Annotated in this window: 23 protein-coding genes; 8 read left to right on the plus strand and 15 right to left on the minus strand. The window is 65.1% G+C overall.

Going from position 1 to position 24,316, the window contains the following annotated elements:
* Positions 1-110: 110 nt before the first annotated feature.
* Entirely contained in the window at positions 111-1,391 is a 1,281-nt protein-coding gene (locus tag HAP54_RS50180) for an MFS transporter (RefSeq protein ID WP_175619676.1), read from the minus strand.
* 62 nt (positions 1,392-1,453) lie between these two features.
* Positions 1,454-1,900: a hypothetical protein gene (locus tag HAP54_RS50185; RefSeq protein WP_166298414.1), complete on the minus strand. Its 447-nt coding sequence runs from the start codon at positions 1,898-1,900 to the stop codon at positions 1,454-1,456.
* 846 nt (positions 1,901-2,746) lie between these two features.
* On the opposite strand from HAP54_RS50185, the gene flhA reads away from it, so the two are divergent.
* Positions 2,747-4,879, plus strand: coding sequence for a flagellar biosynthesis protein FlhA (gene flhA, locus HAP54_RS50190; protein WP_166298415.1), 2,133 nt, complete (start codon positions 2,747-2,749; stop codon positions 4,877-4,879).
* Positions 4,880-5,195: 316 nt separating this feature from the next.
* Positions 5,196-5,396, plus strand: coding sequence for a hypothetical protein (locus HAP54_RS50195; RefSeq protein ID WP_166298416.1), 201 nt, complete (start codon positions 5,196-5,198; stop codon positions 5,394-5,396).
* A 297-nt stretch (positions 5,397-5,693) separates the two neighbouring features.
* On the opposite strand, the gene HAP54_RS50200 is transcribed toward HAP54_RS50195, so the two are convergent.
* From HAP54_RS50200 to fliI, 4 genes are all read right to left on the minus strand, one after another.
* Complete coding sequence (locus tag HAP54_RS50200; protein ID WP_166298417.1) at positions 5,694-6,668, minus strand: anti-sigma factor; 975 nt, start codon at positions 6,666-6,668, stop codon at positions 5,694-5,696.
* A 3-nt stretch (positions 6,669-6,671) separates the two neighbouring features.
* Complete coding sequence (locus HAP54_RS50205) at positions 6,672-7,217, minus strand: sigma-70 family RNA polymerase sigma factor (protein WP_029083680.1); 546 nt, start codon at positions 7,215-7,217, stop codon at positions 6,672-6,674.
* A gap of 212 nt (positions 7,218-7,429) precedes the next feature.
* Positions 7,430-7,849, minus strand: coding sequence for a flagellar export protein FliJ (fliJ, locus tag HAP54_RS50210; RefSeq protein ID WP_016848565.1), 420 nt, complete (start codon positions 7,847-7,849; stop codon positions 7,430-7,432).
* Between the two features lie 108 nt (positions 7,850-7,957).
* Complete coding sequence (gene fliI / locus HAP54_RS50215; RefSeq protein WP_166298418.1) at positions 7,958-9,283, minus strand: flagellar protein export ATPase FliI; 1,326 nt, start codon at positions 9,281-9,283, stop codon at positions 7,958-7,960.
* 365 nt (positions 9,284-9,648) lie between these two features.
* On the opposite strand from fliI, the gene ctrA reads away from it, so the two are divergent.
* Positions 9,649-10,350, plus strand: a complete 702-nt coding sequence (ctrA, locus tag HAP54_RS50220; RefSeq protein ID WP_016848562.1) for a response regulator transcription factor CtrA — start codon at positions 9,649-9,651, stop codon at positions 10,348-10,350.
* An 83-nt stretch (positions 10,351-10,433) separates the two neighbouring features.
* Here ctrA and HAP54_RS50225 read toward each other — a convergent pair whose 3' ends face one another.
* Both HAP54_RS50225 and HAP54_RS50230 read right to left on the minus strand, forming a co-directional pair.
* Complete coding sequence (locus tag HAP54_RS50225; RefSeq protein ID WP_166298419.1) at positions 10,434-12,038, minus strand: S53 family peptidase; 1,605 nt, start codon at positions 12,036-12,038, stop codon at positions 10,434-10,436.
* A gap of 16 nt (positions 12,039-12,054) precedes the next feature.
* Positions 12,055-13,134, minus strand: a complete 1,080-nt coding sequence (locus HAP54_RS50230; protein ID WP_166298420.1) for a hypothetical protein — start codon at positions 13,132-13,134, stop codon at positions 12,055-12,057.
* A gap of 377 nt (positions 13,135-13,511) precedes the next feature.
* On the opposite strand from HAP54_RS50230, the gene HAP54_RS50235 reads away from it, so the two are divergent.
* From HAP54_RS50235 to HAP54_RS50250, 4 genes are all read left to right on the plus strand, one after another.
* Positions 13,512-13,916 (plus strand): DUF350 domain-containing protein, encoded by a 405-nt coding sequence (locus tag HAP54_RS50235; protein ID WP_166298421.1) that lies wholly within the window; start codon positions 13,512-13,514, stop codon positions 13,914-13,916.
* A gap of 15 nt (positions 13,917-13,931) precedes the next feature.
* Positions 13,932-14,366, plus strand: coding sequence for a hypothetical protein (locus HAP54_RS50240; protein WP_166298422.1), 435 nt, complete (start codon positions 13,932-13,934; stop codon positions 14,364-14,366).
* A 39-nt stretch (positions 14,367-14,405) separates the two neighbouring features.
* The gene (locus tag HAP54_RS50245; RefSeq protein WP_166298423.1) at positions 14,406-14,690 is read left to right on the plus strand and encodes a hypothetical protein; all 285 of its coding nucleotides are present in this window, start codon (positions 14,406-14,408) and stop codon (positions 14,688-14,690) included.
* Positions 14,691-14,817: 127 nt separating this feature from the next.
* On the plus strand, positions 14,818-15,975 hold the full coding sequence (locus tag HAP54_RS50250; protein ID WP_166298424.1) for a glutathionylspermidine synthase family protein: 1,158 nt from the start codon (positions 14,818-14,820) through the stop codon (positions 15,973-15,975).
* Positions 15,976-16,136: 161 nt separating this feature from the next.
* Here the strand turns inward: HAP54_RS50250 and HAP54_RS50255 are convergent, their stop codons facing one another.
* From HAP54_RS50255 to chpT, 6 genes are all read right to left on the minus strand, one after another.
* Positions 16,137-17,009 (minus strand): CheR family methyltransferase, encoded by an 873-nt coding sequence (locus HAP54_RS50255; protein ID WP_166298425.1) that lies wholly within the window; start codon positions 17,007-17,009, stop codon positions 16,137-16,139.
* A complete protein-coding gene (locus HAP54_RS50260; RefSeq protein ID WP_166298426.1) occupies positions 17,006-18,178 on the minus strand; it encodes a protein-glutamate methylesterase/protein-glutamine glutaminase in 1,173 nt (390 codons plus the stop codon). The genes HAP54_RS50255 and HAP54_RS50260 overlap by 4 nt, the downstream gene beginning before the upstream one ends.
* 77 nt (positions 18,179-18,255) lie before the next feature.
* Positions 18,256-18,621: a response regulator gene (locus HAP54_RS50265; RefSeq protein ID WP_029083688.1), complete on the minus strand. Its 366-nt coding sequence runs from the start codon at positions 18,619-18,621 to the stop codon at positions 18,256-18,258.
* Positions 18,622-18,684: 63 nt separating this feature from the next.
* Positions 18,685-19,155, minus strand: a complete 471-nt coding sequence (locus tag HAP54_RS50270) for a chemotaxis protein CheW (protein WP_166298427.1) — start codon at positions 19,153-19,155, stop codon at positions 18,685-18,687.
* Between the two features lie 12 nt (positions 19,156-19,167).
* A complete protein-coding gene (locus tag HAP54_RS50275) occupies positions 19,168-21,912 on the minus strand; it encodes a hybrid sensor histidine kinase/response regulator (RefSeq protein ID WP_166298428.1) in 2,745 nt (914 codons plus the stop codon).
* Between the two features lie 192 nt (positions 21,913-22,104).
* Positions 22,105-22,752 carry a histidine phosphotransferase ChpT gene (chpT, locus tag HAP54_RS50280; RefSeq protein ID WP_166208965.1) on the minus strand — a complete coding sequence of 216 codons (648 nt, stop codon included), beginning with the start codon at positions 22,750-22,752 and terminating at the stop codon, positions 22,105-22,107.
* A gap of 263 nt (positions 22,753-23,015) precedes the next feature.
* Here chpT and cysQ point away from each other — a divergent pair, with 263 nt between their 5' ends.
* The gene (gene cysQ, locus HAP54_RS50285; RefSeq protein WP_166298429.1) at positions 23,016-23,843 is read left to right on the plus strand and encodes a 3'(2'),5'-bisphosphate nucleotidase CysQ; all 828 of its coding nucleotides are present in this window, start codon (positions 23,016-23,018) and stop codon (positions 23,841-23,843) included.
* Here the strand turns inward: cysQ and HAP54_RS50290 are convergent, their stop codons facing one another.
* Positions 23,844-24,308: a YHS domain-containing (seleno)protein gene (locus tag HAP54_RS50290; protein WP_166298430.1), complete on the minus strand. Its 465-nt coding sequence runs from the start codon at positions 24,306-24,308 to the stop codon at positions 23,844-23,846.
* Positions 24,309-24,316: the final 8 nt, after the last annotated feature.

The raw sequence follows: 24,316 nt of genomic DNA on the forward strand, positions 1-24,316 counted from the left end.
CGCGAGAGAGGTGAGCTTCCGCAGCAGCGCCTGATCAGGCCCTCATTTAAGCGTGATCTTTCCGGAAAACCGCTTCGCACTTTGCGCTAACGCGGCCGTTCCGGTCCGGATCACGCTATCGCCAGCCGCTGCCGCGCCCGCATCAGGAGCAGCAGGATGATGCTGACATTGAGCAGGTTCCAGGCGAGGCCATTGGCGAAGGCCGCGGCATAGGAGCCGGTTGCGTCGAAGATCACGCCCGAGATCCAGCCGCCAAAGGACATGCCGAACACCGAGGCGAAGATCACGATGCCGATCCGGGTCGCGGCCTCCGACGCCGGCATCGCCTCGCGCACGATGATGGCATAGCTCGGCACGATGCCGCCCTGGAACAGGCCGAACATCGCGGAGATGACGTAGAGCGAGGTCAGGCTGTCGAAGAACAGATAGAACAGCAGCGCGGAGCCCTGCGCGATCGAGCCGATCAGCAAGGTGCGGATGCCGCCGATCCTGTCGGCGAGGAAGCCGGAGCCGATCCGGCTGATGATGCCGAAGCCGAGCATCAGCGACAGCATCTCGGCGCCGCGCGCCACGCCATAGCCGAGATCGCCGCAATAGGCGACGATGTGGACCTGCGGCATCGACATCGCGACGCAGCAGGAGATCGACGCGAGCGCCAGGATCGCGGTCAGCGCGTTGGTGGAGAGCCGCAGATCGACCCGCGGCGGCGCCGCGTTGACATGGCTGCGCCTGACAGCCGCGCCCATCAACAGCCGCAGCACCATCAGCGCGAGCGTCATCGCGATCGCGGCGAAGATGCCGATCGCGATATGGGTGGTGCGCCAGCCGACGCTCTGCATGCCGAAATTGACCAGCGGCGGCCACACCGTGCCGCCGACATAATTGCCGCTCGCGGCGATCGCGACCGCCAGTCCCCGGTAGCGCTCGAACCAATGCGACGCCTCTGCCATCAGCGGACCGAAGGTCGCGGCCGACGACAGGCCGATGGCGAAATGCAGCAGGATGAAGGCCCAGATCGACGGCGCGTAGCCGGCGCCGACATAGCCGAGGCCGAGGATGCCGATCCCGGCGCCGATCGCCGCGACGATGCCGTAGCGGTCGCTGATCTTGCCGGTCACGACCTGGCCGATGCCGAAGCCAAGCATCACCATGGTGAAGGCGAGCGAGGCCGTTCCGCGGGTGGCGCCGAAGTCGGTCTGCACCACCGGCAGCGCCACCACCACGGACCACATGCCGACACTGCCGAGCGAGCCGATCGCCACGGCCACGGCAAGGCGCAGCCACGCCCGGCGCGAGTCGGGAATGAACGTTGCGACTTCAGGGGAAAATTCAGAAGAAATTGCCACGGCAGGCGGAACTTCGTCGGCATTTGCCTCCCGGTCAAGCCACATTGCCGAGAGATTAGGCATGCGCCAGCAACGGGACGCGCACCCGCGCCGGCATGTGAGACGGATCAGTTCCGGAAATTGGGATCCTGCGACTGAAATGCGCCGCACTTCGCGTGCCTGGCGAACCGCTGGTCGAAGTCGACGGTGCCGCCGGCGACGGGAATCCGGGTCGGCGGCAGGCCACGGAGGTATTGATCGACGGTCACGGTCTTCTCGTCGGCGCTCAGGGTGACGCGCACCGGCTCAAGCGGCTTGCCCTTGTTCACATCCGTCAGGTCCAGCGTGTAGTAGCCGATCACCGATTGTCCGCCCCGCATATGGCGATCGACCGATAGCGGTAGATAGACCTCCATCCGGACCCCCTCGCCTTCGCAGGCGATCATGCGGATCATCACGGCCTCGGCACCGGGCGGTTTCGCGAACGCCGCGGTCGCAACGCAAAGGGATATGGCCGCGACAAGTCCCCGCTTGACGAACCCGCGCCTGTCAATCATCGCAATGGTGCGGCGCATCTGGTTTGGCATTCGGCATCCACAATGACCTTTACGTTGCATTTGGTCGGCGCCGGGTCCGGCAAGTTCAATTCTCCGGCTCCGCCGGTTCGGGAATATCGCTGGTCGAACAGTGATCCATGCTGACGAAGAAAGCTGCTATAATGCGAACCGGTTCACACTGGCGGCGCGCAACCCGAACTATCATTTCGCCGGGATGTCACGCAGTTCGCAAGGTAAAGGATCGAAGCGCATACTGTCGGAGGGTCATCATGCATTCGTCGTCTGCAGAGTGGTTGCCCGTTGCCATTGCGCCATCTGACCGGGAGCTCGAGGTCTGTGTCCTCGACTACGACGGCATGGTCCACGCGCTCATGTTTCCGTGCCACCGGGACGGCGCCGAATGGGTCGATCATGCCAGCAGCAGGCATCTCGATATCCAGCCGACGCATTGGCGCAGATGGATGCATTCGGCCAATTAGGTGACAGGGCGCCGACGCTCTGACGAGCGCAGCGTCATCGCGCCCGGCATCATCGCCGCATCGGGCGTCGTGCTCTGCGATCGGCTGCCGTGAACCCGCCTCCGGAGCGGGCGGGGGGGTCCGACCTGCCCCTCCGCGGCCCAAATCCCTCCTGCCCGAGGCCTGCGACGACCCGCGCAGTCCCATCAGCGGCACTTATTAACCCTTTGCTAACCATACACCCGGCAAGAATTGCCGAGTGAAGTCGAGTGTCGTCGAACGCGTATAACGGGTGGAGATCCCCGTGGACGCCAGCGCGGTGCCTCACTTTCGGAACGGCGGCCCTGCGGCCGTCGCGCAGACGCTTGGCGGCCGCAGCCGCCAGTCGCGGGGGAGAGCGGCTACCATGGTCGACGTCACGGCGGGTCAGGGCACGGCAGGCAAGAGCGGATTGCCGAGCCTCGGCGAGATCGGCGACATCCTAAAGCGCGGCGACCTCGCGCTGGCGCTCGGCGTTCTCACCATCCTGGTGGTGCTGATCCTGCCGCTGCCCTCGATCGTGCTCGACCTGTTCCTGGCGGTCTCGATTACGATCTCGATCCTGATCCTGATGACCTCGCTGTTCATCCAGGCACCGCTGGAATTCTCGTCGTTCCCGACCATCCTCTTGATCTCGACCATGATGCGGCTGTCGCTGAACATGGCCTCGACCCGGCTGATCCTGAGCCACGGTCATGAGGGCACGGCGGCCGCCGGCCACGTCATCGAGGCGTTCGGCAACTTCGTGATGGGCGGCAACTTCGTGATCGGCATCATCGTGTTCGCGATCCTGGTGATCGTGAACTTCGTGGTCATCACCAAGGGTTCGGGCCGCATCGCCGAAGTCGCGGCACGCTTCCAACTGGACTCGATGCCCGGCAAGCAGATGGCGATCGACGCCGACCTGTCCGCCGGCCTGATCGACGAGAAGGCCGCCAAGGAACGCCGCAAGGCGCTGGAAGACGAGAGCGGCTTCTTCGGTGCCATGGACGGTGCCTCGAAATTCGTCCGCGGCGATGCCATCGCCGGCCTTTTGATCGTCGGCATCAACATCGTCGGCGGCATCATCATCGGCGTCGCCCAGCAGGGACTCTCCTTCAGCGAAGCCGCCCGCACCTACACCGTGCTGACGGTCGGCGACGGCCTCGTCACCCAGGTGCCCGCACTGATCGTCTCGACCGCCGCCGGCCTGCTCGTCTCCAAGGCCGGCATCACCGGCGCGGCCGACAAGGCGCTGATGCGTCAGCTCTCAGGGTATCCGCAGGCGCTCGGCATGTCGGCCGGCGTCATGCTGATGCTGGCGCTGCTGCCGGGCATTCCGACGCTGCCGTTCCTGGCGCTCGGCTCCGGCGCCGCGGCGCTGGCCTGGAACGCGCGCAAGCATAAGCGGGCGGCGAAGGCCGCCGAGGCCGCCGAAGCCGCCGCCCCCGCTGCGGCTGCGGCCGCGGCAGCAGCCGCCGCGGAGGAGCCGATCGCCGCCGCGCTGAAGATCGACGACCTCAAGATCGAGCTCGGCTACGCGCTGCTGCCACTGGTCAACGGTCCTGACGGCACCGACCGCCTCACCGAGCAGATCAAGGCGCTGCGCCGCTCGCTGGCCATCGAGATGGGCTTTGTAATGCCGGCGGTGCGCATCCTCGACAACGTCCAGCTCGAGGCCAACAGCTACGTCATCAAGATCAAGGAAGTCGACGCCGGCACCGGCAAGATCTGGCCGAGCCAGTTCATGGTCATGGACCCCGCCGGCAACCAGGTACAGCTGCCCGGCATCCGCACCATCGAGCCGACCTTCGGCCTGCCGGCGACCAGGGTCGATGCCGGCCTGAAGGAAGAGGCCGCACTGAAGGGCTACACCGTGGTCGACGCCGCCACCGTGCTGTCGACGCATCTCACCGAGCTGCTCAAGACCAACATGGCGGACCTGCTGTCCTACGGCGAGGTGCAGAAGCTGCTGAAGGACCTGCCGAAGGAGCAGGGCGAGCTGATCAAGGACATCGTGCCGAGCCAGGTCACGGTGTCGGGCATCCAACGCGTGCTGCAGCTGCTGCTCGCCGAGCGCATCTCGATCCGCGATCTCTCGACCATCCTCGAAGGCATCGCCGACGCGCTGGCGTTCTCGCGCAATCCGGCCGCCATGGTCGAGCATGTCCGGGCTCTGCTGGCGCGGCAGATTTGCGCCCAGAACACCTCGCCGAACGGCTATCTGCCGCTGATCGCGCTGTCGGCGCGCTGGGAGCAGGCTTTTGCCGAGTCGATCGTCGGTCAGGGCGACGACCGCAGCCTGGCGATGCAGCCCTCCAAGCTGTCGGAATTCATGACCGCCGTGCGCAATGCCTTCGAGCAGGCCGCGCGCGAAGGCGAGGCACCGGTGCTGGTGACGTCGGCCGCGATCCGGCCGTTCGTTCGCTCCCTGGTGGAACGGTTCCGCTCGCAGACCACCGTTCTGTCGCAGGCCGAGATCCATCCGCGCGCCCGGCTGAAGACCGTCGGCAGCGTCTAGCGCGAGCAAATCATCGCGTTTTCGCCTGTGTTTTCTCGCCACAGGCAACTGATTTGTGCGGAACCACCCGAAACGGCCCTATCTTGGTGATTGTCACCCGGCATTCGATCAAGCTACTGATATTACGTGCAGTTAATGTGATTTTGGGGTGGTGGAGGCGAGTTTCGATCGCGGCGGATCACGCCTCATCACCAGCTTGTGATGGCCTCTAGGGAACGGAATCGGCAAATCCTACGTTGGTGGGGCACGAGACGTTGAACCGGGCATAAGACCAGACCGACAGATTTACAGAGCAGGAAGGCGGCAGGAGACTTCCATGAACCACTCGATCTACAGCGCCGATCGTATGACGCACCTGAAGATTGTGGTCGTGGCGTTGTTCGCCGGTATCCTGGTCGCCGGTTTCGGCATCGCGGCGCACAATTCGTCGGACGACGGTTATACGCAGACGGCGCGGGTCATGAAGGCCGGCAAGCCGGTCGCGATCACAAGCTCGAGCAACTCGATGGTCCGCTGACCAGTTCGCTCGCTAACAGGAGAGTTTCACGAATTCACGTAGTGTTCTTTACAGCCCCCCAAAGTCGCTGCGTGGATATTTAAGACCCCCAACTACCCCCAAGTTGACTACCGAAAACGCCCGCTCCCCACGGGCGTTTTCTTTTTGTGCGGATAGCTGACGCGACGTTCTATCCACGTCATTGCGAGCGAAGCGAAGCTATCCATTCCCGCCAACCCTAGCGGATAGATGGATTGCTCCGTCGCTTCGCTCCTCGCAATGACGAGCTGCAATAGCGTCTTCCAAGAGGCCTGAAGTTTACCGCGGCGTCGAACCCGGCGCGCCCGGCACGGTCTCGATCAGCTTGCCGGTGAAGATCGGTGCCGAGGTCGGCTGGCCATTTGGCGACCCGCCGGCCTGCTCGACGGTCACCGCGTAGGTGGCGCCGTTGATCACGTCGGGGTCATAGCCCGACAACACCGGGCGTGCGGTGAAATCATCGGCGCCGATCACGCCGAGCGAGCGCGGCTGCGGCAGCTTGTCGGAGATCAGCCAGAGCTCAAAACTCTTGCCGGGCTCCGACGGGGCGCCGACCTTGCGGACCGTAAAGTTCTTGGTCGCGCCGTCGATGGTGAGGATGAAGGCCGGCCCGCCATTCTGCCCCTGTAACAGCGCGACATATTGCGCGGACGGCGCGAATGCCGGCGCCGGCGTTTTCACCTCCACGGTCTGGATGCGCGGCTTCGGCCGGATCGCGTTCGGCAAGGCGTCGGGCCGGAAGATCTGCAGACTGAGCGTGACCAGCAGCGCGGCAGCGATCGCGGTCGCAGCCGACGCGATGCCGCGCCAGCGCTTCACGCGGCTTGTCAGCGCGACCACGTTGCTGTCACCGAAGGTGACCCGTGGCCGCCGGATCTCGGTTGGCTGCCGTATCGCCGGCGGCTGCTGCGGCTCGTCCGGATCGAACGCTGAGCCGAACTCGGAATCGTCCATGATCGGCTTCGGCGGCGGCGGTGTCACCGTCGCGGCCGGCGTCTCGGGCAGCACCAGCGGCGCCTGCGGCGCGCTCGCATGACCGATCGCCGCCTTGATGTTGTCCCAGACCACCGGGCGCGGCTCGACCGAGCCAACCATCTGGTTGAGCGGCCCGAGCCTGAACTCCCAGGCCTGCACGAGGGCTGCGAACTCGGCGTCGACGGCCATCATGGTCTCGACCTGCGCGCGCTCCTCGGCGTCGAGCGTACCGAGCGCATATTCCGCGGCGAGCGCGATATGGTCTTCGCTAGTGGCCATCAATCAGAGTCCAAGACACTCCCGGATATCCATCAGGCTGCGGCGCAGCCAGGTCTTCACCGTGTTCACCGGCGTCTCGAACTTTGCGGCGAGCTGTTCGCGGCTCCAGCCGTTGTAATAGGCGAGCAGCACGAGCTTCTGACGATCCGGCTCCAGACGACCGACGCACTCCAACAACCGCTTCAACTCTTCCGTCATTTCCCGTCGCGCCAGCGGATCGGGTGAGTCGGCGGCGACTTCCATCGCGGCCGGCTCATCTTCCAGCGAGGACTCGCCTCGCTTGCGCACAACGTCGATGGCGCGGTTGCGCGCGATCGACGTCATCCACGTGATCGGGGACGACAGGGCTGGGTTGAACTGCCCGGCGCTGTTCCAGATCTTGACGTAAGCCTCCTGAATGACCTCCTCGGCGAGGTCCTGTCGCCGCAAGATACGGAGCACGACGCCGAAGAGTTTCGCGCGGGTCGCGGCGTACAGCCGCTCAAAGGCGGCCTCATCCCCCCTGGCGACGGCGGCGATCAGCCAGACCAGCTCAGCCGGCGTCAGCATCTTGCGCCCCCCAAGCCTGCATCAAGCCTGCATCCCCCATCGCCTCATTGCCACCGTGCCGCCGATCATCCGGTCCGGACCGGTGGTAGCATATTTTGGGACACCACGATCCGCCAAGTAGGCGCCAAGTGGCCGGCTTGTGGACAGCGCCCAACAAAAAGCCCGGGCGATCGGCCCGGGCTCTCAATCTGGTCAGCGGAGGAAGCGAGATATCAGGCGATGACGCCGAGACGCGCCCGCATCAGGCCGATCGAATCCATGTCGGCCTGTTCGCGGGCGCTCTCCTCCGCGCGTTCGCGCGCCTGGTCGCGCTCGTCGAGCAGCTCGACCTTCTTCAGCTCCTCGAAGGCTTCCGACAGCAGCGCCTTGGCGTCGTCGAGCTGGGCGCGCAGTTCGTCGGCCGATCGGGTCAGGTTCTCGCGGCGCTGAATCGCGGCCTTGGCATAGGTCGGATAGGCGAAGTGCGTGGGGTCGTTGATCCCGGCGCGCTCCTGTTCGGTCTGAATCTCGCGCTCGAGTTCGACGGACATGCGCTGGAAGTCGGCGATCATGCCTTCAATCTGGGTAACCCGACGGCGCTTTTCATCGACCTGAAACTTCTTCAGGCGGATCAGCGTTTCACGTGACTTCATCGACTCATACTCCCCAGAAGTCCCAATTCTGAACGCGGGACAGAACCGGCTCCCCCCTGGGCCCCGCCGGCATAGCTATGGTGTGCCGGAGATGATGGCCTGACAAAGTTAGCGTTCCGTTTCCAAACCCGACAGGATTTGAGCGAGTTGCCGGTAGCCGTCGCCAAGGCTGGTTGCCTCCTCCTTGGCCTGGCGCAGGTAGCTCTCGAGCGGCTCATGCAGCCGGATCGCCTCGTCGACCTCGGGGCTGGAACCCGGCCGGTAGGCCCCGAGCCGGATCAATTCCTCCATGTCGGCATAGGTCGCCATCACCTGCCGCGCCTTGTTGATGTAGGGCAGGAAGTTCGGATCGGCCGACTTCGGCATCGTGCGCGAGACCGACTTGAGGATGTTGACCGCGGGATAGCGTCCGCGCTCGGCGATCGCCCGCTGCATCACGATATGACCGTCGAGGATGCCGCGCACCGCGTCCGCGATCGGCTCATTGTGGTCGTCGCCGTCGACCAGCACGGTGAAGATCGCGGTGATGGTGCCGTCGCCGGTGCCCGGCCCGGCCCGCTCCAACAGCTTGGGCAGCTCGGTGAACACGGTCGGCGTGTAGCCCTTGGCGGTCGGCGGCTCGCCCGCCGAAAGGCCGATTTCGCGTTGCGCCATCGCAAAGCGCGTCACCGAGTCCATCAGGCACAGCACATCCTGCTCCTCGTCGCGGAAATACTCCGCGATGGCGAGCGTGAGGTACGCCGCCTGGCGCCGCATCAGCGCCGGCTCGTCCGAGGTCGCGACCACCACGACCGAGCGCGCGAGCCCCTCCTCGCCGAGGTCTTCCTGGAGGAACTCCTGCACCTCGCGGCCGCGTTCGCCGATCAGCCCGATCACCGAGATCGCGGCATCGACATTGCGCGCCAGCATCGACAGCAGCACCGACTTGCCGACGCCGGAGCCGGCGAAGATGCCGAGGCGCTGGCCGCGGCAGCAGGTCAGGAAGGTATTGAGACCGCGCACGCCGAGGTCGAGCGGCGGACCGACCCGCTTGCGCGAATGCGCAGGGGGCGGCGAGTTGCGGTAGGACATCGGTGACGCGCCCTGCGGCAGCGGCCCCTTACCGTCGATCGGTTCGCCCATCGCGTTAACGACGCGGCCAAGCCAGGCCGGCGACGGCCGCACCTGGCTCGCCGCATTGGCGATGACGGCGCGGCAACCGCGCCTGACACCCTCGAGCCCGCCGAACGGCATCACCACCGCGTTCTCGCCGGAGAAGCCAATCACCTCGGCCGGGATGAAGCGGCCTACGCCGACATCGATCACGATGCGGGCGCCGACCGACATCGCGTGAATGGGCCCCGCGATCTCGACCATGAGCCCGCGAACGCCGACCACACGGCCATAAATATTGACGCCGTCGATGTCGCCGATCTGCTCCGCGAGCGCCTTCATTGCGAAAACCTTAAGTTTCCGCGATTTTGCTCCAGCCGCTTAACTTCGTGTTTACCCGCATCATTAATCATTGCGTCACTGTCTTTGGTGACTGAGGTCGCTTGCCCATCAGAAGAAGGGCGAGTCGCGAGAGTCGGTTAGGCCCGCCTCTTAATCTGGAATCTGAACGAGCGCGGTTAGGAAAACCTACTTCTACGCAATATCTTAGGGCGATTCGACAAAAATTGCACGGTTAGAGCTTGCGTGAAGGAATCAGTTTTTGTTAACCATATCTCGTCAGGATCCGAATCAGTTGTTCAAAGGCGTTTTGAGTGCCGCAAGTGCGGCCGACCTGACGCCCGGAGCGGCGACTATAGGGGACTGGCATGCGCGTTTTGCTGATTGAAGATGATAGCGCCGTCGCGCAGTCGATCGAATTGATGCTCAAATCCGAGAGTTTCAACGTCTACACGACGGATCTCGGTGAAGAAGGCGTCGATCTCGGCAAGCTTTACGACTACGACATCATCCTGCTCGACCTCAACCTGCCCGACATGTCCGGTTATGACGTGCTGAAGCAGCTCCGGGTCTCGAAGATCAAGACTCCCATTCTGATCCTCTCCGGCCTCGCCGGCATCGAGGACAAGGTCAAGGGTCTCGGCGTCGGCGCCGACGACTACATGACCAAGCCCTTCCACAAGGACGAGCTGGTCGCCCGCATCCACGCGATCGTGCGCCGCTCCAAGGGTCACGCCCAGTCGGTCATCCAGACCGGCGATCTCGTGGTCAATCTCGACACCAAGACGGTCGAGGTCGGCGGCCAGCGCGTGCATCTGACCGGCAAGGAATACCAGATGCTGGAGCTGCTCTCGCTCCGCAAGGGCACCACGCTCACCAAGGAAATGTTCCTCAACCACCTCTACGGCGGCATGGACGAGCCGGAGCTGAAGATCATCGACGTCTTCATCTGCAAGCTGCGCAAGAAGCTCGCCAACGCCTCCGAGGGCCGCAACTTCATCGAGACCGTGTGGGGCCGCGGCTACGTGCTGCGCGAGCCGCACGAGGCCGACGAGCGCATTCCCGCCTGACCTTCCGGACGCTGCAGCGAACCCAGGGTTCGCTCCTCCCGACCTCAACCCCGCCGCAAATGGCGGGGTTTTTGTTTGGCATGCTACACGACCGGCGTTGCCGCAAGCGCCGCGACGAGATTTGCGCCCTTCGGGACACCCAGACCCGTGCAGGCGTTCCAACCGCGACCTGCATCGTAACCCTTGCCGCGGACGCGGTTGTTGCCCTGCTCGATCGAGCTGAACAGCGCCTGGTTGGCATAGAGCGTGAAATTAACGAAGCCGAGCGGCGCGTCACGCCCCGCATTGGCGATCGCGATCAGTCCGGCCCATAGCGGCGCGACTGCGCTGGTACCGTCCTTGATCAATACCGCACCGTTGAGGACGATGCGGTAGCCCGGCGTGGCGGCCGCTGCCGCGGCGACGTCGGGAACACCGCGCCGCACGGCTCCGTCATTGGCGGACGCCGGTAGCGCGAGGGCGGATTGATAGGCCGGCACCGGAAAAACGTCGCTGATCCCGCCGCCGGTGCCGCTGACGCCGTCATTCCAGACGATTTCCTCATTGAGCGTCGCATCGGCATCGCCGGCCGCAGGCTGCGTGCCGCCACAACTGAGCACATAGGGACTCGACGCGGGAAACCAGACGTGCGCCTTGCCATCGTCCAATCCGCCGGTCGCAAGCTCGTCACCGGCCGCGAACAGCACCGTGACCTTCAAGCGCTGGGCGTCGGCCAACACCGCCTGCATCGCGTCGCGAGCGGACGAGCTCCAGAACATCTCGGCGCTGCCCCAACTGACGGACAAGACCTGCGGCCGGTTGACGTCGTCGAAGATCGCCTGATTGATTGCGCCGACCAGGCTCTGAATGGTGTTGCCGGCGAAATAGACCACGATCCGCGCCTTCGGCAGCAGGCCGGCCAGGATCTGGAGATCGAGCGCGATCTCCTCGTCGGACATCGTGCCGCCGCCAAATTGATTGCCGATCCCCGGCGCCGCAGCAGCCCCGGCCATGCTTGTGACCGCTTTGTCGACAACTTCAGGCGGGTCGCGCCCCATCGCCGTCAGCGCCTGCGCCAGGTCGGTGGCGAGATAACCGCCGCCCAGTGCGATGATGCCGACACAGACTTTCGAAACATCGCGATCGAGCGGAATGCCGTAGCGCGCGGCGACATCCGTCGGCCACAAGCCTGCACCGGCTCCGGCCCCCGCGAGTGCGCGCAGCCGCTCCGGCGGCCTCGACACCGGCCGCTGGTCAAAGCCGAGGATCGCGCGGGTCCACGGCGCGATGTCCTTCGGTACGACCAAGGCGCCGACGCGGGCGCGGAAGCGGCAATGGCCGTCGTCATAGACGCGGAGCGTGGCGCCGAGCACTTCGCTCAACAGGCGTGCGGTAGCCTCCAGCGTGACGGTTCGCTGCGACAGATCGATTTCAAGCACCGTGACGCGATACCGCGCCGCCAGCTTCCTGATGCGTGCAGCGGCGCGGGCGTGGGTGCGGCGGCGCTGCGCTGCCAGCGCGTGCCGCGTGATCGGCTTCGCCAGCCGGGCAAGATCGCCTGCGCTGCCCGGCTGGAACGCGTCGGGCGTGCGCCGCTTCAGGTAGATCGTAACGACGATGCGTTCGTCCGGATCGACCTCGCCGACATAGGTCGCACCTGGCGGCTCGGCGCGATAGCTGCCTGCGAGCTGGATCTTTTGCCCGGTCACCGGCGCATCCAATAGCCTATTTCCCGGTGCAGCCGCTCGGCTGCGGCGGGGTCTGGGTGTCGTCGATCGCGCAGAACGGGATCGACCAGACGAAGTCTGCGGAGGTCGCAATCTGCGTCAGGCCGGGCATGCCCTGGAAGATCGGCGGCTCCGTGGAGAAACGCCAGAACCAGTTGGGCTGGATCGGGCCGAGCGGCGCGCCGTTGTTGTCGAATCCGGCGCCGGTGGTCGCAGCACCCGTGTTGTCCCAGGCCGCGCGGCCGTGGCAAGTCATGCACGAGGATTGATCGACAAAACCCCGCTCGGTGACCGAATTGCCGACACGGATGTCGAGTCCGGTCGCATCGGTGAAATCGGTCTGCGATCCCTTGAGACAATAATTGGCGAATGCCGGATCCCAGTTGGCGGATGCGATCATCGCCGCCAGCGCCGGCGTCTTCACGCAATCAGGATAGGCCTGGTTCGGCTGCGGATTCGGGTTTACCGGGTTGGTCTGCGCGCCGAATGCGTCGTGGCAGCCGATGATGTCGCAGCGTCCGGGATTGAACTTGTGCTCGAAGGTCGCCCACGTCCAGTTCGGGACCGCCTTGGAGATGATGTGCATGGAGACGAAGGCGTATTGCTGGCCGTCGGAGCCGGTGTTGACGTGATAGAGCTTGGGCACGTCGGCGAGCGAGACCCTGCCACCGCTGAATTCCGGAATATCCGTCACCAGCATCCAGTTCGCCTTCACCTCCATCGCGGCAACCGGGAATGACAGCGCCTTGCCAAACGCCGTGCGAAGACCGGACACCTTGTACAGGTTGTTCTGGACGATGAAGTCGAACGACTCCTTGTTGCGGCGGGTTTCCTCGAGGAAGCCCGCGCCGGGCGGGATCGCCGGCAACAGCTTGCCCGACTGCTGCAGTGCCAGGCGGCCCAGCCTCGGCACCGCGGGCTGGCGCAGCGCGAGCGGCGCTGGCGCCGTCGGGAATTGCGGATTGGCCTTGAACGTATCGGAGTCGCTGGCCCAAGTCTCGAACAGAGCATTGCTGCCGCCGGCGCTCGTATTGACCTGAATGAAGAACTGCCAGGCCAGTTGATCCGGCAAATTCATCGCCGGGTTCGGCGTCGTTTGCGACACGGCCGGACCAACGGGAAGCAGACACAAGCCGCAACCGAGTACGGCGTTGACCAATCGTCTCATCGTCAGCCTCCTCGAGTATCGCAGGGTTCAGACACGGTCTGCCGATTGCGGATCGGCACGCTGTGGCCGGCGCCATCACCGAGGGTGACCGCGCGCCAATCACCAAAGGTTGCATTCTGTATAGAGGACGATTGCTGATTTCCGTGTGAAGCGGCTCACAGGCGGGCCCGGCATGTGGGCCCCTGATGTCCCTCACTGCATCGCAAACGGGATTTCGAACCGAAGCTTCGCGAACTGCGACCAATGGGCTATACGACGACCGAGAAGCGGCAGTTCGGGCGCATCACATGATCCTGCAATCCCTCGCCGGCCTGCCGGCGTTCCTGCTCTATTTCTGCACGGCGCTGATCGCCGTGGTCGCCTACCTCTTCGTCTATACGCGCGTCACGCCGCATGACGAATTCCAGCTGATCCGCGACAATGATCCGGCGGCGGCGATTGCGCTCGGCTTGAGCCTGCTCGGCTTCGTGCTGCCGGTGGTCAGCGCCATCGCCCACTCCGCCAATGTGATCGACTGTCTGATCTGGAGCATCATCGCGCTGATCGTGCAGATCATCGTCTATTACATCGTGAAGATCCCGGTGCCGAGCCTGTCGGCGCGGATCGCCGCAGGCGAGCTCGCGCCGGCGATCTGGCTCGGGCTGTCCTCGCTGGCCGCAGGCGCGCTGAACGCGGCCTGCATGATCTACTGAGCCAATGAGCTAACCATGGCGCGCAAACCGAACCCGGATTTCGGCAAACGGCGGCCGGTCGTGCCGGCGGTGCCGCCGCGGCCGGATCCGCCTTTCAAGCGCTCCAACCATGTCGCGCTGCTGGTGATGGGCACGCTCGCGGTCGGCGGCAGCGCCTACGCGCTGATGCCGCGGCCGAATTGCCAGCCCGTGCCGCCGCCGCCACCGGGCGTCACCGCACCGGGCACCACTGCGACAGTGCCCCCGCAACCCGGCGTCGATTGCACGGCGCGCAGCTCGTCGTCCGGCTCGGGCGGCAGCAGCGGCGGCTCCTCGCGCAGCAGCTTCTACAGCAGCAGCTCCTCGTCGGGCGGCTCGTCATCCTCGTCAAGTTCATCGTCGACCTCCTCGGTCAGCCGCGGCGGCTTCGGCTCGTTCGCACATGCGTTCGGCTTCGGCGGCGGCGGATGAGCATTTTGTGGTGTCATCGGCGCGTCATCGCGCTTTCGCTTGCCCGGCCATCCCGGCTGGTGGACACTCGGCGCGGCTCCGCAGATGACAGGGATTGCGTCGATGAAACGCTCGCGCCGCGTATGGCTGAAATTGATGGGAAGCGTCGCGATCGGCGCGGCGTCGATCGGCCTGACGCCAGGTCAAGCTCGCAGTCACCACCATGCAGGGCACAGACCGAAGAAAAAGCAGCCCGAGCAATTGTCGCCCTCAGGCGGCTTCGGCGGCGCGCCGCGCAGCATCGCCCGCTTCGGCGACGGCGATCCCTCGCATGGCGGAAGCTAGACCATGATCCGAAAAAGTGGACACCGGTTTTCCGCGCGACAAACGCGAAGCGTTTGCGCGGAGATCATGCTCAAGCAAATCTGACACCAAGCTGACACGCGTCGTCTGAAGATCACGGGCCACCCTCATGCAACGCATCGCATGCCCCGAGCGCGACGATTGGCAAACGACCGCCGAGAACGCCGGCTTCACCTTCCACAGCATTGACGGGGAACGGTACTGGGACGAGCGTGCCTATTACGCCTTCACGCTGGACGAGATCGAGCGCGACATCGAAGCGCCGACCGGCGAGATCGAGGCGATGTGCCTCGAGCTCGCCGGCCGTGCGGTCAAGGACGAGCGCTATCTGCGCCGGCTGAAGATCCCGGAGGCGTACTGGGATCTGATCGCTGTGAGCTGGCGGCGCAAGAACCCGAGCCTGTACGGCCGGCTCGACCTCAAATTCAGCGGCAGCGGCCCGGCAAAGCTGCTCGAATACAACGCCGACACGCCGACATCGATCTTCGAGGCGGCGGTGTTTCAATGGACCTGGCTCGAACAGGCGATCACGCGCAACATCATCCCGAAGCGCGCCGACCAGTTCAACTCGATCCACGAGGCGCTGATCGAGGCCTGGAAGAGGATCGGCGCGACCCACCCGCTGCACCTCACCGGCCTGACCGGAAATGCCGAGGACGCCGGCACGCTCGCCTATCTCGAGGACACCGCAGCGCAAGCCGGGCTGAAGACCACGCTGCTCGACATCGAGCAGATCGGGCTGCGCAACGACGGCCAGTTCGTCGACCTCGACGAATGCCCGATCAGGCGGGCGTTCAAGCTCTATCCGTGGGAGTGGATGTTTCACGACGCGTTCGGCAAGAACCTCAGCTCCGCGCCGACGCAGTGGATCGAGCCGCCCTGGAAGGCGATCCTGTCCAACAAGGGCATCCTGCCGCTGCTGTGGGAGATGTTTCCAAATCACCCCAATCTGCTGCCGGCCTATTTCGAGGACGACCCGCAGGCAGTTCAGCTCGGCACCTCCTACGTGCGCAAGCCGATCTATTCGCGCGAGGGCGCCAATGTCGAGCTGGTCAGCGCCGGCCTTACGCTGGTCGCGGAGGAAGGCCCCTACGGCGCCGAAGGCTTCATCCGCCAGGCGCTGGCGCCGCTGCCGAATTTCTCCGGGCAGTATCCGGTGCTCGGCAGCTGGCTGGTCGACCACACGCCATGCGGGCTCTCGATCCGCGAGGACGAGAACCCGATCACCGGCAATACCTCCCGGTTTCTGCCGCACGCGATTTTGTAGCTGGCAGAGACGCGCACATCTCGATTCCCGTCATCCTGAGGTGCGAGCCTCGAAGGATGCACGGCCCGGCTGGTGGCCGTCGACCCTTCGAGACGCCGCTTCGCGGCTCCTCAGGGTGACGGAACAGGCGGAGTCGCCTTCCTGATCCGGAGAGATCTAGCTCAACGCGAAGCTGAAGCCACCGCCTTCAGCACATGAACCGCGGCGCCGGCACGCGCAACCGGAGCAACGCTCGGCTGATACAGCCCGCGCCGGTCGGGATAGGGCCTGAACAAAGTGGTGATACCGACCACGGATTCCGCGGCGCCGAGCGCCAGCACGCCGTCGGGCTCAAGCATCCGCGCGATCTTGCCGAAGATGCCGGCCTTGGTCTGCTGATCGAAATAGATCAGCACGTTGCGGCAGAAGATCACGTCGAAGCTGCCGAGATGCGACAGGTCCTGCAGCAGATTGAGCTGGCGGTGCTGCACCATGCCGCGGATATCGGCGTTGAGCTGCCAGAGCTCGCCCTGCTGCACGAAATACTTCACCAGCAGCTGGATCGGCAGGCCGCGCTGCACTTCGAACTGGCTGAACAGGCCGGCCTTGGACTTTTCCAGCACCGCCTGCGACAGGTCGGTGGCGACGATCTCGATGCGCCAGCCGGCGAACAGCGCGGTCATTTCCTTCAGCAGCATCGCGATCGAATAGGGCTCCTGCCCAGTCGACGAGGCCGCGCACCAGATCCGCAGGCTGCGGCGGGAGGCGCGTGCCTGCGCCAGCGCGGGCAGCACCGCGTCCTTCAGATGGTCGAACGGGATCTTGTCGCGAAAGAAGAAGGTCTCGTTGGTGGTCATCGCCTCGACCACCTCTGATGTCAGCGGCTCGGCGCCGCCCTTCATCCGTTGCACCAGCTCGGGAATGCCGGCGAGGTTCGACCGGCGCGCCAACGGCAGCAGGCGGCTCTCGACGAGATATTGCTTGTCGGGCGACAGATCGAGGCCGGAACGTTCCTTCAGCAGCTTGCGCAGATACTCGTAGTCCAGCGGCGTCACGCACGGTCTCCCGAAAACACGCGAACAAGTTTCGGTGCGATCTGATTGAGCGGCAGCACGGCGGCGCAGATTCCGGCATGGACCGCGGCACCGGGCATGCCCCACACCACGCTGGTGGCTTCGTCCTGGGCGATCACGCTGCCGCCGGCGGCGACGATATCCTTGCCGCCGCGCATGCCGTCGGAGCCCATGCCGGTCAGGATCACCGACATGATGCTGCCCTGCCAGACATCGATCGCGGAGGTGAACATCGGGTCCACCGCGGGCTTGCAGAAATTGACCGGCGGTCCGTCGTCGAGCGCGATGGTCGCATCGATGCCGTGGCGAGCGATGCGCATGTGGCGTCCGCCCGGCGCCAGATAGATCTGGCCCGGCTTGATGCTCTCGCCGTCGATTGCCTCATGTGCCGGACGCTTGCTGGCGCGCGCCAGATGCTCGGCGAGAATGGTGGTGAAGGTCGGCGGCATGTGCTGGGTGATCAGCACCGGGAAGCGATCGATCACCGGTCCGATCTCGCCGACCAGCGTCATCAGCGCCTGCGGGCCGCCGGTGGAGGAGCCGATCAGCAGCACCTTCGGCGGCAGAAGGCCGAACGCGCGGCGCACAATCGGCGCCGCCGCGACGGCTGCAGCGGGCGCTCCCGGAGCCGCCGTGCGCAGTCTGTCATGTCCGGGCGCAAGCGGCGGGCTCGCCGTCGTGTGCGCGGTGCCGCGCCGCGCCTTGGCGCCGAGATGACGGATCTTCTGGATCAGGTCGTGACGGAAGGTCTCCGCGGCGGTCGCCTCGCGCGTGCTTTCCGGCTTCGGAATGTAGTCGGACGCGCCGAGCGACAACGCCTTCAGGCTGATCTCCGCATTGCGGCGGGTCAGCGTCGAGGCCATGATGATGACGAGGTCGCGCTTCTTCGCCAGGAGCTGCGGCAGCGCCGAGATGCCGTCGAGCTCAGGCATCTCGATATCGAGCACCGCGACATCGGGGTTGATGCGCTCGAGCTGGTTGACCGCGTCAAGGCCGGTGCGCAGCGATGCCACGACCTCCATGTCGGGCTCGGCACCGATCCAGCGCGAGATCATCCCGCGGATCACCACGGAATCGTCGACCACCATCACCCGCACCTTGTCGGTACGGGTCGATGTCGGGACCGCAGCACTTGTCAACGCAATACTCATGACTTCACCAGCGACGCAACACGACGCACAACAAACCGTTGAGCCGAAGGCTTCTGCCGCCGGATCGAACGGTCGACTTAAATCAGACCGACTTCCTGGAACTTCGCGGTGACGATGTCCCGGTCGAACGGCTTCATGATGTATTCGTTGGCACCGGCATGCAACGCGCGTGCGATATGCGCGACATCATTCTCGGTGGTGCAGAACACGACCTTGGGCTGATCACCGCCGGGCATGCGGCGGAGATTGCCGAGAAACTCGTAGCCGTCCATGACAGGCATGTTCCAGTCGAGCAGCACCGCTTCCGGCATCGCCCGCTTGCAGGCTTCGAGCGCCTTGGCGCCGTCCTCGGCCTCGATGATCTGGAAGTCGAGCCCTTCCAGGATGCGGCGGGCGACCTTGCGAATGACGCTTGAGTCATCGACAACAAGACAGGTTCTCATTTGCGACCTCTACTTCCTCATCCCCGGTGGGATGTTTCAGTTCTTCAGTTCTGGCGGCCCTGCTCACGCCGCTTTGGCGTCAGGCACCAGTTCGAGCACGCGATCGATATCGAGGACGACCATGAGCTGGCCGTCGAGGCGGTAGACGCCGCCGGCGAGCTTGGCCATGCGGGGATCGAGGTTGACCGGGTTGTCCTGGCGGCTGTCGTCGGGCAGCCGCAGCACTTCGCCGATCTGGTCGATCAGGAGGCCATAGGATTCGCCGCGCTGGTCGACCCCGACCGCCATCGGCGGCTGGCCGTCAGCGGCCTTCGGCAGCCCGAGCCGGGCGCGCATGTCGACCACGGTGACGATGCGGCCGCGCAAATTGAGCACGCCGGCGATCTCGGTCGACGACAGCGGCACCCGCGTCAGCCGCTCCGGCATGAACACGTCCTGCACCCGCGAGATCGGTAAGCCAAACAGCTGCCCGCCGATCACAGCGGTGACGTATTCGGCCATCGCGCCTTCACTGGTCTCGGTCTTGCTGGTCATCGATCCTATCCTTTAAGCGGCCCGGCGCAGTTCGGCGGTCTGCTCTTTCAGCGCCGCGATCAGTCCGGGACGGTCAAACTTGGCGACATAGTCGTGGAAGCCGGCCTGCCGGCCGCGCTCGATCGCCGCCGGCGACACCATCGCCGACAGCGCGATGATCGGCAGCCCGATCAGATTGTGGTCAGAGCGGATGTTCTCGGCGAACTCGAAGCCGTTCATCTCGGGCATCTCGATGTCGGTCAGCACCACGTCGAAGGCCTGCCCCGAGCGCAGCGCGGCGAGCCCTTCCTGGGCGTTGGGCGCGGTCCGCACCTTGTAGCCGGCGGCTTTCAAGACCGGCGCCAGCATGTTGCGAAAGAACGCGCTATCATCGACCAGCAGCACCGACTGCGCTGACGCCGACGGCCGCATCTCCTTGCGCGAGAACCAGTCGGCAAACGCCATCGGCAGGAAGTGGCCGACGTCGATCACCTCGGTGGCCTGGCCCTTGATCACGGCCGAGCCGAGGATGCCGTCCTGGCTGCCTGCGACCTCGATGTTGAGCCGCTCCTCGACGATGTCGATGATCTCGTCGACCACGAGCCCCATCGAGCGGCCGTCGTCGGCGAACACCAGGATCGGCTGCGCGCCTTGCGTCTGCACCTCGACGCCGGCCATCTGCACCAGCGGCATCAGCTGCTCACGGTACTGCACCATGTAGCGGCCGTTACTGAGCTCGATCTTGTCGGTTGCGATCTCTTCCAGCCGGGTGACGAGGCCGAGCGGCACCGCCTTGGGCTGGCTCGAGCCGGCGCGGAACACCAGCAGCGAGGTCAGCTGCTCGCCGCTCGAGGCGTGCGCCGCGGCATTGTCTTCGGCCATGTCATGGGCCGAGGAGCCGGAGGCGCCGAGCGCCTTGGCGATGCCGTTGGGATCGATGATCATGATCACCGCGCCATCGCCCAGGATGGTGTTGCCGGAGAACATGTCGATGTGACGCAGCTTGGTCGACATCGGCTTGACCACGATCTCCTCGGTGTGGAACACGCCGTCGACCACGATGCCAAAGGTCTGGCTGCCGACTTGCGTCACCACGATGAAGCCGTTCTCGGCGTCGGTGGTGGTCGCGCCGTCGTCGATCTTCAGCAGCTTCTTGAGATGGATCAGCGGCAGCAGCTTGTTGCGCAGCCGCAAGACCGCGGTGTCCTTGATCCGCTCGATGCGGTGCTCGGAGTTGGCGCGGGCCCGCACCAGCTCGACCACCGAGAGCTGCGGGATCGCAAAACGGTCGCCGCCGGCTTCGACGATCAGGGCGGAGACGATCGCCAAGGTCAGCGGGATCTTGATGGTGACAGAAGCGCCCTCGCCGGCCACGCTCTTGATGTCGATGGTGCCGCCGATCTGGTCGATATTGGTGCGAACCACGTCCATGCCGACGCCGCGGCCGGACACCGAGGTCACCTGCGCTGCGGTCGAGAAGCCCGGCGCGAAGATGAACTTGTGGATCTGGGCTTCGGTCATCTTCTCCAGCTCAGCCTCGGTGACGAGACCATTCTGGAGCGCCTTGGCCTTGATCCGCTCGGTGTTGAGCCCTCTTCCATTGTCGGCGATGCAGATGATGATGTGGCCGCCCTCGTGATAGGCGCTGAGGCGGATGGTGCCCTGCTCCGGCTTGCCGGCCGCGACCCGCTCGGCGGTGGTCTCCAGCCCATGGTCGGCGGAGTTGCGCACCATGTGCGTCAGGGGATCCTTGATCAGGTCGAGCACCTGGCGGTCGAGCTCGGTGTCGGCGCCGTGCATCTCCAGCTCAATCTGCTTGCCGAGTTCGCCGGAGAGGTCGCGGACGATGCGCGGCAGTTTTTGCCAGGCATTGCCGATCGGCTGCATGCGCGTCTTCATGACGCCCTCCTGCAGCTCGGCGGTGACGTTGGAGAGCCGCTGCAGCGGCACCTTGAACTCGGTGTCCTCGTTGCGCCTGCTAATCTCGAGGAGCTGGTTGCGGGTCAGCACCAGCTCGGAGACCATGGTCATGAGGTGTTCGAGGGTGTCGACATTGACCCGGATCGACTGGTTGGCGATCTTGTCGCCTTCCTGGACATCCTCACCGGCGGCCTTGCGGGTCGGCTTCTTCGCAGGCTCGGATGCTTCGGCGGCAGGCGCTGCAGGAGCGGTGATGACGGGCTTGGCGACGGGTGCGGGTGCGGCCACTTCGGTCGCGGTCTCGCGGAAGGCGCGCTCGAGCTCGTCGAGCGAGACCTCGCCCGGACGCAGCGGACGCTCCAGCGTCTGCACCACCAGCGTGCCCTCAGTCATCGCTTGGGTCATGTCAGCCTGCACGGACGGCGCTTCGACGACCGGCATGGCGTCGTCAGCAACATTCTCACCTGCAGCCATTGCGGCCATGCCGCGCTCGACCATCGCTTCCAGTTGATCGATCAGATCGCGGTCGTTGCCTTCCGGCTCGGCCTCGGTGGCCTCAAGCCCGCCAAGGATCTCCTTGATGCGGTCGATCGAGGACAGGATCAGCGTCACGGCTTCCGCCTTCACCGGCATGCCGTCGCGGAATTTGCCCATCAAGGTCTCGCCGGCATGCGCCAGCGCCTCGAGCCGCGGCAGCCCGAGGAAGCCGCAGGTGCCCTTGATCGTGTGCACAAGGCGGAAAATGTTATCCAGGATCTTCGCGTTGTTCGGGTCCTGCTCGAACTGCACCAGCTGGTTGTCGACCGTATCCAGGCTCTCGCTGCTCTCCGTCAGGAACTCGCGCAACAGATCGTCCATGAAACCAACCTTCGAAAACGCAGCGGCGCGCGACATCGACGCGCCTGACGGAACCAGGCCAGCTTCTCCGCAAAGCGTTTAAGTTTGGTTGAGCAAATGGAAAAGAACGGGATCAACAAAGAGATAAGGCCGCGCGATCGAATCGCGCGGCCGGTCGTAACCTTTGATTAATGATGTTCCCGCGGGCCGCGTTCAGGACGCGGCGATAATGACCTTGTCGCCGTCCAGCGCGAGCGTCACCTTCAGCCCGCAGGCGTCCGCCAGCAGGCGCGTGTAATGCGGCTGCACCGCATGCGCATCGACCGTGTTCGACGACGTCGCATTGAGGAGATCGACGATGTTCTGCGGCACGCGCGCATTGAGGCCCGCGGCCGTGATGCGGAAGCTCATGGTCTCGCCGTCGCCAACCGGATCGATGATCAGCGTGCCGCCGCGCGGGATCGTCTGCTGCGCGATGACCAGCATGTTCAACAGCAGCTTGACCCGGTTCTTGGGCAACAGCAGCCGCGGCAAATTCCAGGTCAGCGTCACCTTGCCGTCCTCGATATGCCCCTTCGCCATGTTCTGGGCATCGCCGAGGTCGATCTGCGCACCGGAGGAACCGGCCGCGCCGAACGCCAGCCGGCAGAACTGCAACCGGGCCGACGCGGTCTTGGCGCTCTTGCGAATGAGATCGAGCGCGAAGTCGCGATCTTCGGGCTTGGGATTGTCGTCAAGGACCTCAAGCCCATTGACGATCGCGCCGACCGGGCTGATGAGATCGTGACAGACCCGCGAGCACAACAGCGCCGCAAGTTCGAGTGCATCGGGAGCGGGACCGGGAGACGAAGTGCCAGACATCGATTGTTTCCTGGAAAGCCGCACGCCGCGGGAGGAGTGCGAATCACGCATGCCTGTCGGCTTGATACACCGCGCAGACGGATGCTGCCAGCTTGCGGCGGGACTGATAAAGCATGATCCGGACGGGAACCGCCGCGTTCACGCAAAGTGGAAACCGGTTTTCCGAAAAGACCATGCTCAAACAAGGAGATGAGATCATGATGCGAGGCCGTGTCATCGCATCACGATCTCTGGGGAAGACGAACAGGATATGAGACCCGCCCATGAATAAGGCACAGCCGCCCGTGATCGGCTGCGAGGCCGCCGCCACGCTGCTCGAATCGCTGACCGAGCTGGCGATCCGGGCCGGCGAGGCGATTCTTGCGGTCAACCGTTCCGCGATGAATGTCACCGGCAAGAGTGACGGCTCGCCGGTGACCGAGGCCGATCTCGCCGCCGACCATATCATCGTCGAAGGGCTGACGCGGCTGGCGCCGCACGTGTCGCTGCTGTCGGAGGAGCGTGTCCATCTGGCGACGCCGCCCTACAAGGACAGTTTCTTCCTGATCGATCCGCTCGACGGCACCAAGGAGTTCGTCGCCGGCCGCAACGAATTCACCGTCAATGTGGCGCTGGTCACGCACGGCGTGCCGCTGCTCGGCATCGTGGGCGCACCCGCGCTCGGCCTGATCTGGCGCGGCATCGTGGGCAAGGGCGCCGAGCGGTTGACGCTGCAGAACGGCGCGGTTGCGCAGGCCGTGCCGATCAGGACCCGTCTCTGCCCGCCGCGCGGCACGCCCTGGACGGTTGCGGTGAGCCGCTCACATGGCGACGCGCGCACCGAAGCCTTCATCGACGAACGCGGCGGCGCGGTCCGCGCCGTGCTGGGCTCGGCCGTCAAGTTCGGCCGTGTCGCCGAAGGTCGGGTCGACATCTATCCCCGCCTCTCGCCCACATCCGAATGGGACGTGGCGGCCGGTCACGCGGTCGTCGTTGCCGCCGGCGGCAAGGTAACCGATGCGAACGGAGGCCCACTGCATTTCGGGCTGGGCCGCGAGGACTTTCTGGTGCCGGAATTCATTGCCTGGGGCGACCCGGCCGCAGCGTCGTGATCACTGCGCGAGATTTTCTGCCAGCTCCGGCCAGCGCGCCGCGGCTTCGTTCAGGAAGTGCGCGGGATCGGCGGCGAAGGCATCGCGGCTGCGTTCCCGGTTGAACAGATAAAGCCGATTCCCGACCACCGCCCAGAATCGCGGATTGCCTGCACAGGTGACGCCGCGCACCAGGTCGGTCGGATCATAGCCGCCGAACTGCGGTCCATAGATTTCGGGATGCGCCACGAACGAGGCGCGGTTGCCCGCGTTGCGGAAGCGCCAGACGACGCCACTTGTGGCGGCCTCGAATTCGGGCCGCCCCTGGGTCGCAGCGGAGTCGGTGAAATAGGCGACGGGATCGAATCCCTCGATCGCTAATCCCGAGTAGCGGTTCGTCACCACGCGCTCGGTCGTGGCGGCCCCAACAGGCAGTGGCGGCCAGGTAGCCGCCAAAATGCCCGCCAACAGGCCGAAAAACGCCATCCCCCGGC

This window comes from Bradyrhizobium sp. 2S1, from assembly GCF_011516625.5.
Lineage (GTDB): Bacteria > Pseudomonadota > Alphaproteobacteria > Rhizobiales > Xanthobacteraceae > Bradyrhizobium > Bradyrhizobium septentrionale.

Coding starts and splice junctions, on each gene's coding strand:
- HAP54_RS50180 (WP_175619676.1), bottom strand. CDS start 1,391: ATGTGGCTTGACCGGGAGGCAAATGCCGACGAAGTTCCGCCTGCCGTG.
- HAP54_RS50185 (WP_166298414.1), bottom strand. CDS start 1,900: ATGCGCCGCACCATTGCGATGATTGACAGGCGCGGGTTCGTCAAGCGG.
- flhA (WP_166298415.1), top strand. CDS start 2,747: ATGGTCGACGTCACGGCGGGTCAGGGCACGGCAGGCAAGAGCGGATTG.
- HAP54_RS50195 (WP_166298416.1), top strand. CDS start 5,196: ATGAACCACTCGATCTACAGCGCCGATCGTATGACGCACCTGAAGATT.
- HAP54_RS50200 (WP_166298417.1), bottom strand. CDS start 6,668: ATGGCCACTAGCGAAGACCATATCGCGCTCGCCGCGGAATATGCGCTC.
- HAP54_RS50205 (WP_029083680.1), bottom strand. CDS start 7,217: ATGCTGACGCCGGCTGAGCTGGTCTGGCTGATCGCCGCCGTCGCCAGG.
- fliJ (WP_016848565.1), bottom strand. CDS start 7,849: ATGAAGTCACGTGAAACGCTGATCCGCCTGAAGAAGTTTCAGGTCGAT.
- fliI (WP_166298418.1), bottom strand. CDS start 9,283: ATGAAGGCGCTCGCGGAGCAGATCGGCGACATCGACGGCGTCAATATT.
- ctrA (WP_016848562.1), top strand. CDS start 9,649: ATGCGCGTTTTGCTGATTGAAGATGATAGCGCCGTCGCGCAGTCGATC.
- HAP54_RS50230 (WP_166298420.1), bottom strand. CDS start 13,134: ATGAATTTGCCGGATCAACTGGCCTGGCAGTTCTTCATTCAGGTCAAT.
- HAP54_RS50235 (WP_166298421.1), top strand. CDS start 13,512: ATGATCCTGCAATCCCTCGCCGGCCTGCCGGCGTTCCTGCTCTATTTC.
- HAP54_RS50240 (WP_166298422.1), top strand. CDS start 13,932: ATGGCGCGCAAACCGAACCCGGATTTCGGCAAACGGCGGCCGGTCGTG.
- HAP54_RS50250 (WP_166298424.1), top strand. CDS start 14,818: ATGCAACGCATCGCATGCCCCGAGCGCGACGATTGGCAAACGACCGCC.
- HAP54_RS50260 (WP_166298426.1), bottom strand. CDS start 18,178: ATGAGTATTGCGTTGACAAGTGCTGCGGTCCCGACATCGACCCGTACC.
- HAP54_RS50265 (WP_029083688.1), bottom strand. CDS start 18,621: ATGAGAACCTGTCTTGTTGTCGATGACTCAAGCGTCATTCGCAAGGTC.
- HAP54_RS50270 (WP_166298427.1), bottom strand. CDS start 19,155: ATGACCAGCAAGACCGAGACCAGTGAAGGCGCGATGGCCGAATACGTC.
- HAP54_RS50275 (WP_166298428.1), bottom strand. CDS start 21,912: ATGGACGATCTGTTGCGCGAGTTCCTGACGGAGAGCAGCGAGAGCCTG.
- chpT (WP_166208965.1), bottom strand. CDS start 22,752: ATGTCTGGCACTTCGTCTCCCGGTCCCGCTCCCGATGCACTCGAACTT.
- cysQ (WP_166298429.1), top strand. CDS start 23,016: ATGAATAAGGCACAGCCGCCCGTGATCGGCTGCGAGGCCGCCGCCACG.
- HAP54_RS50290 (WP_166298430.1), bottom strand. CDS start 24,308: ATGGCGTTTTTCGGCCTGTTGGCGGGCATTTTGGCGGCTACCTGGCCG.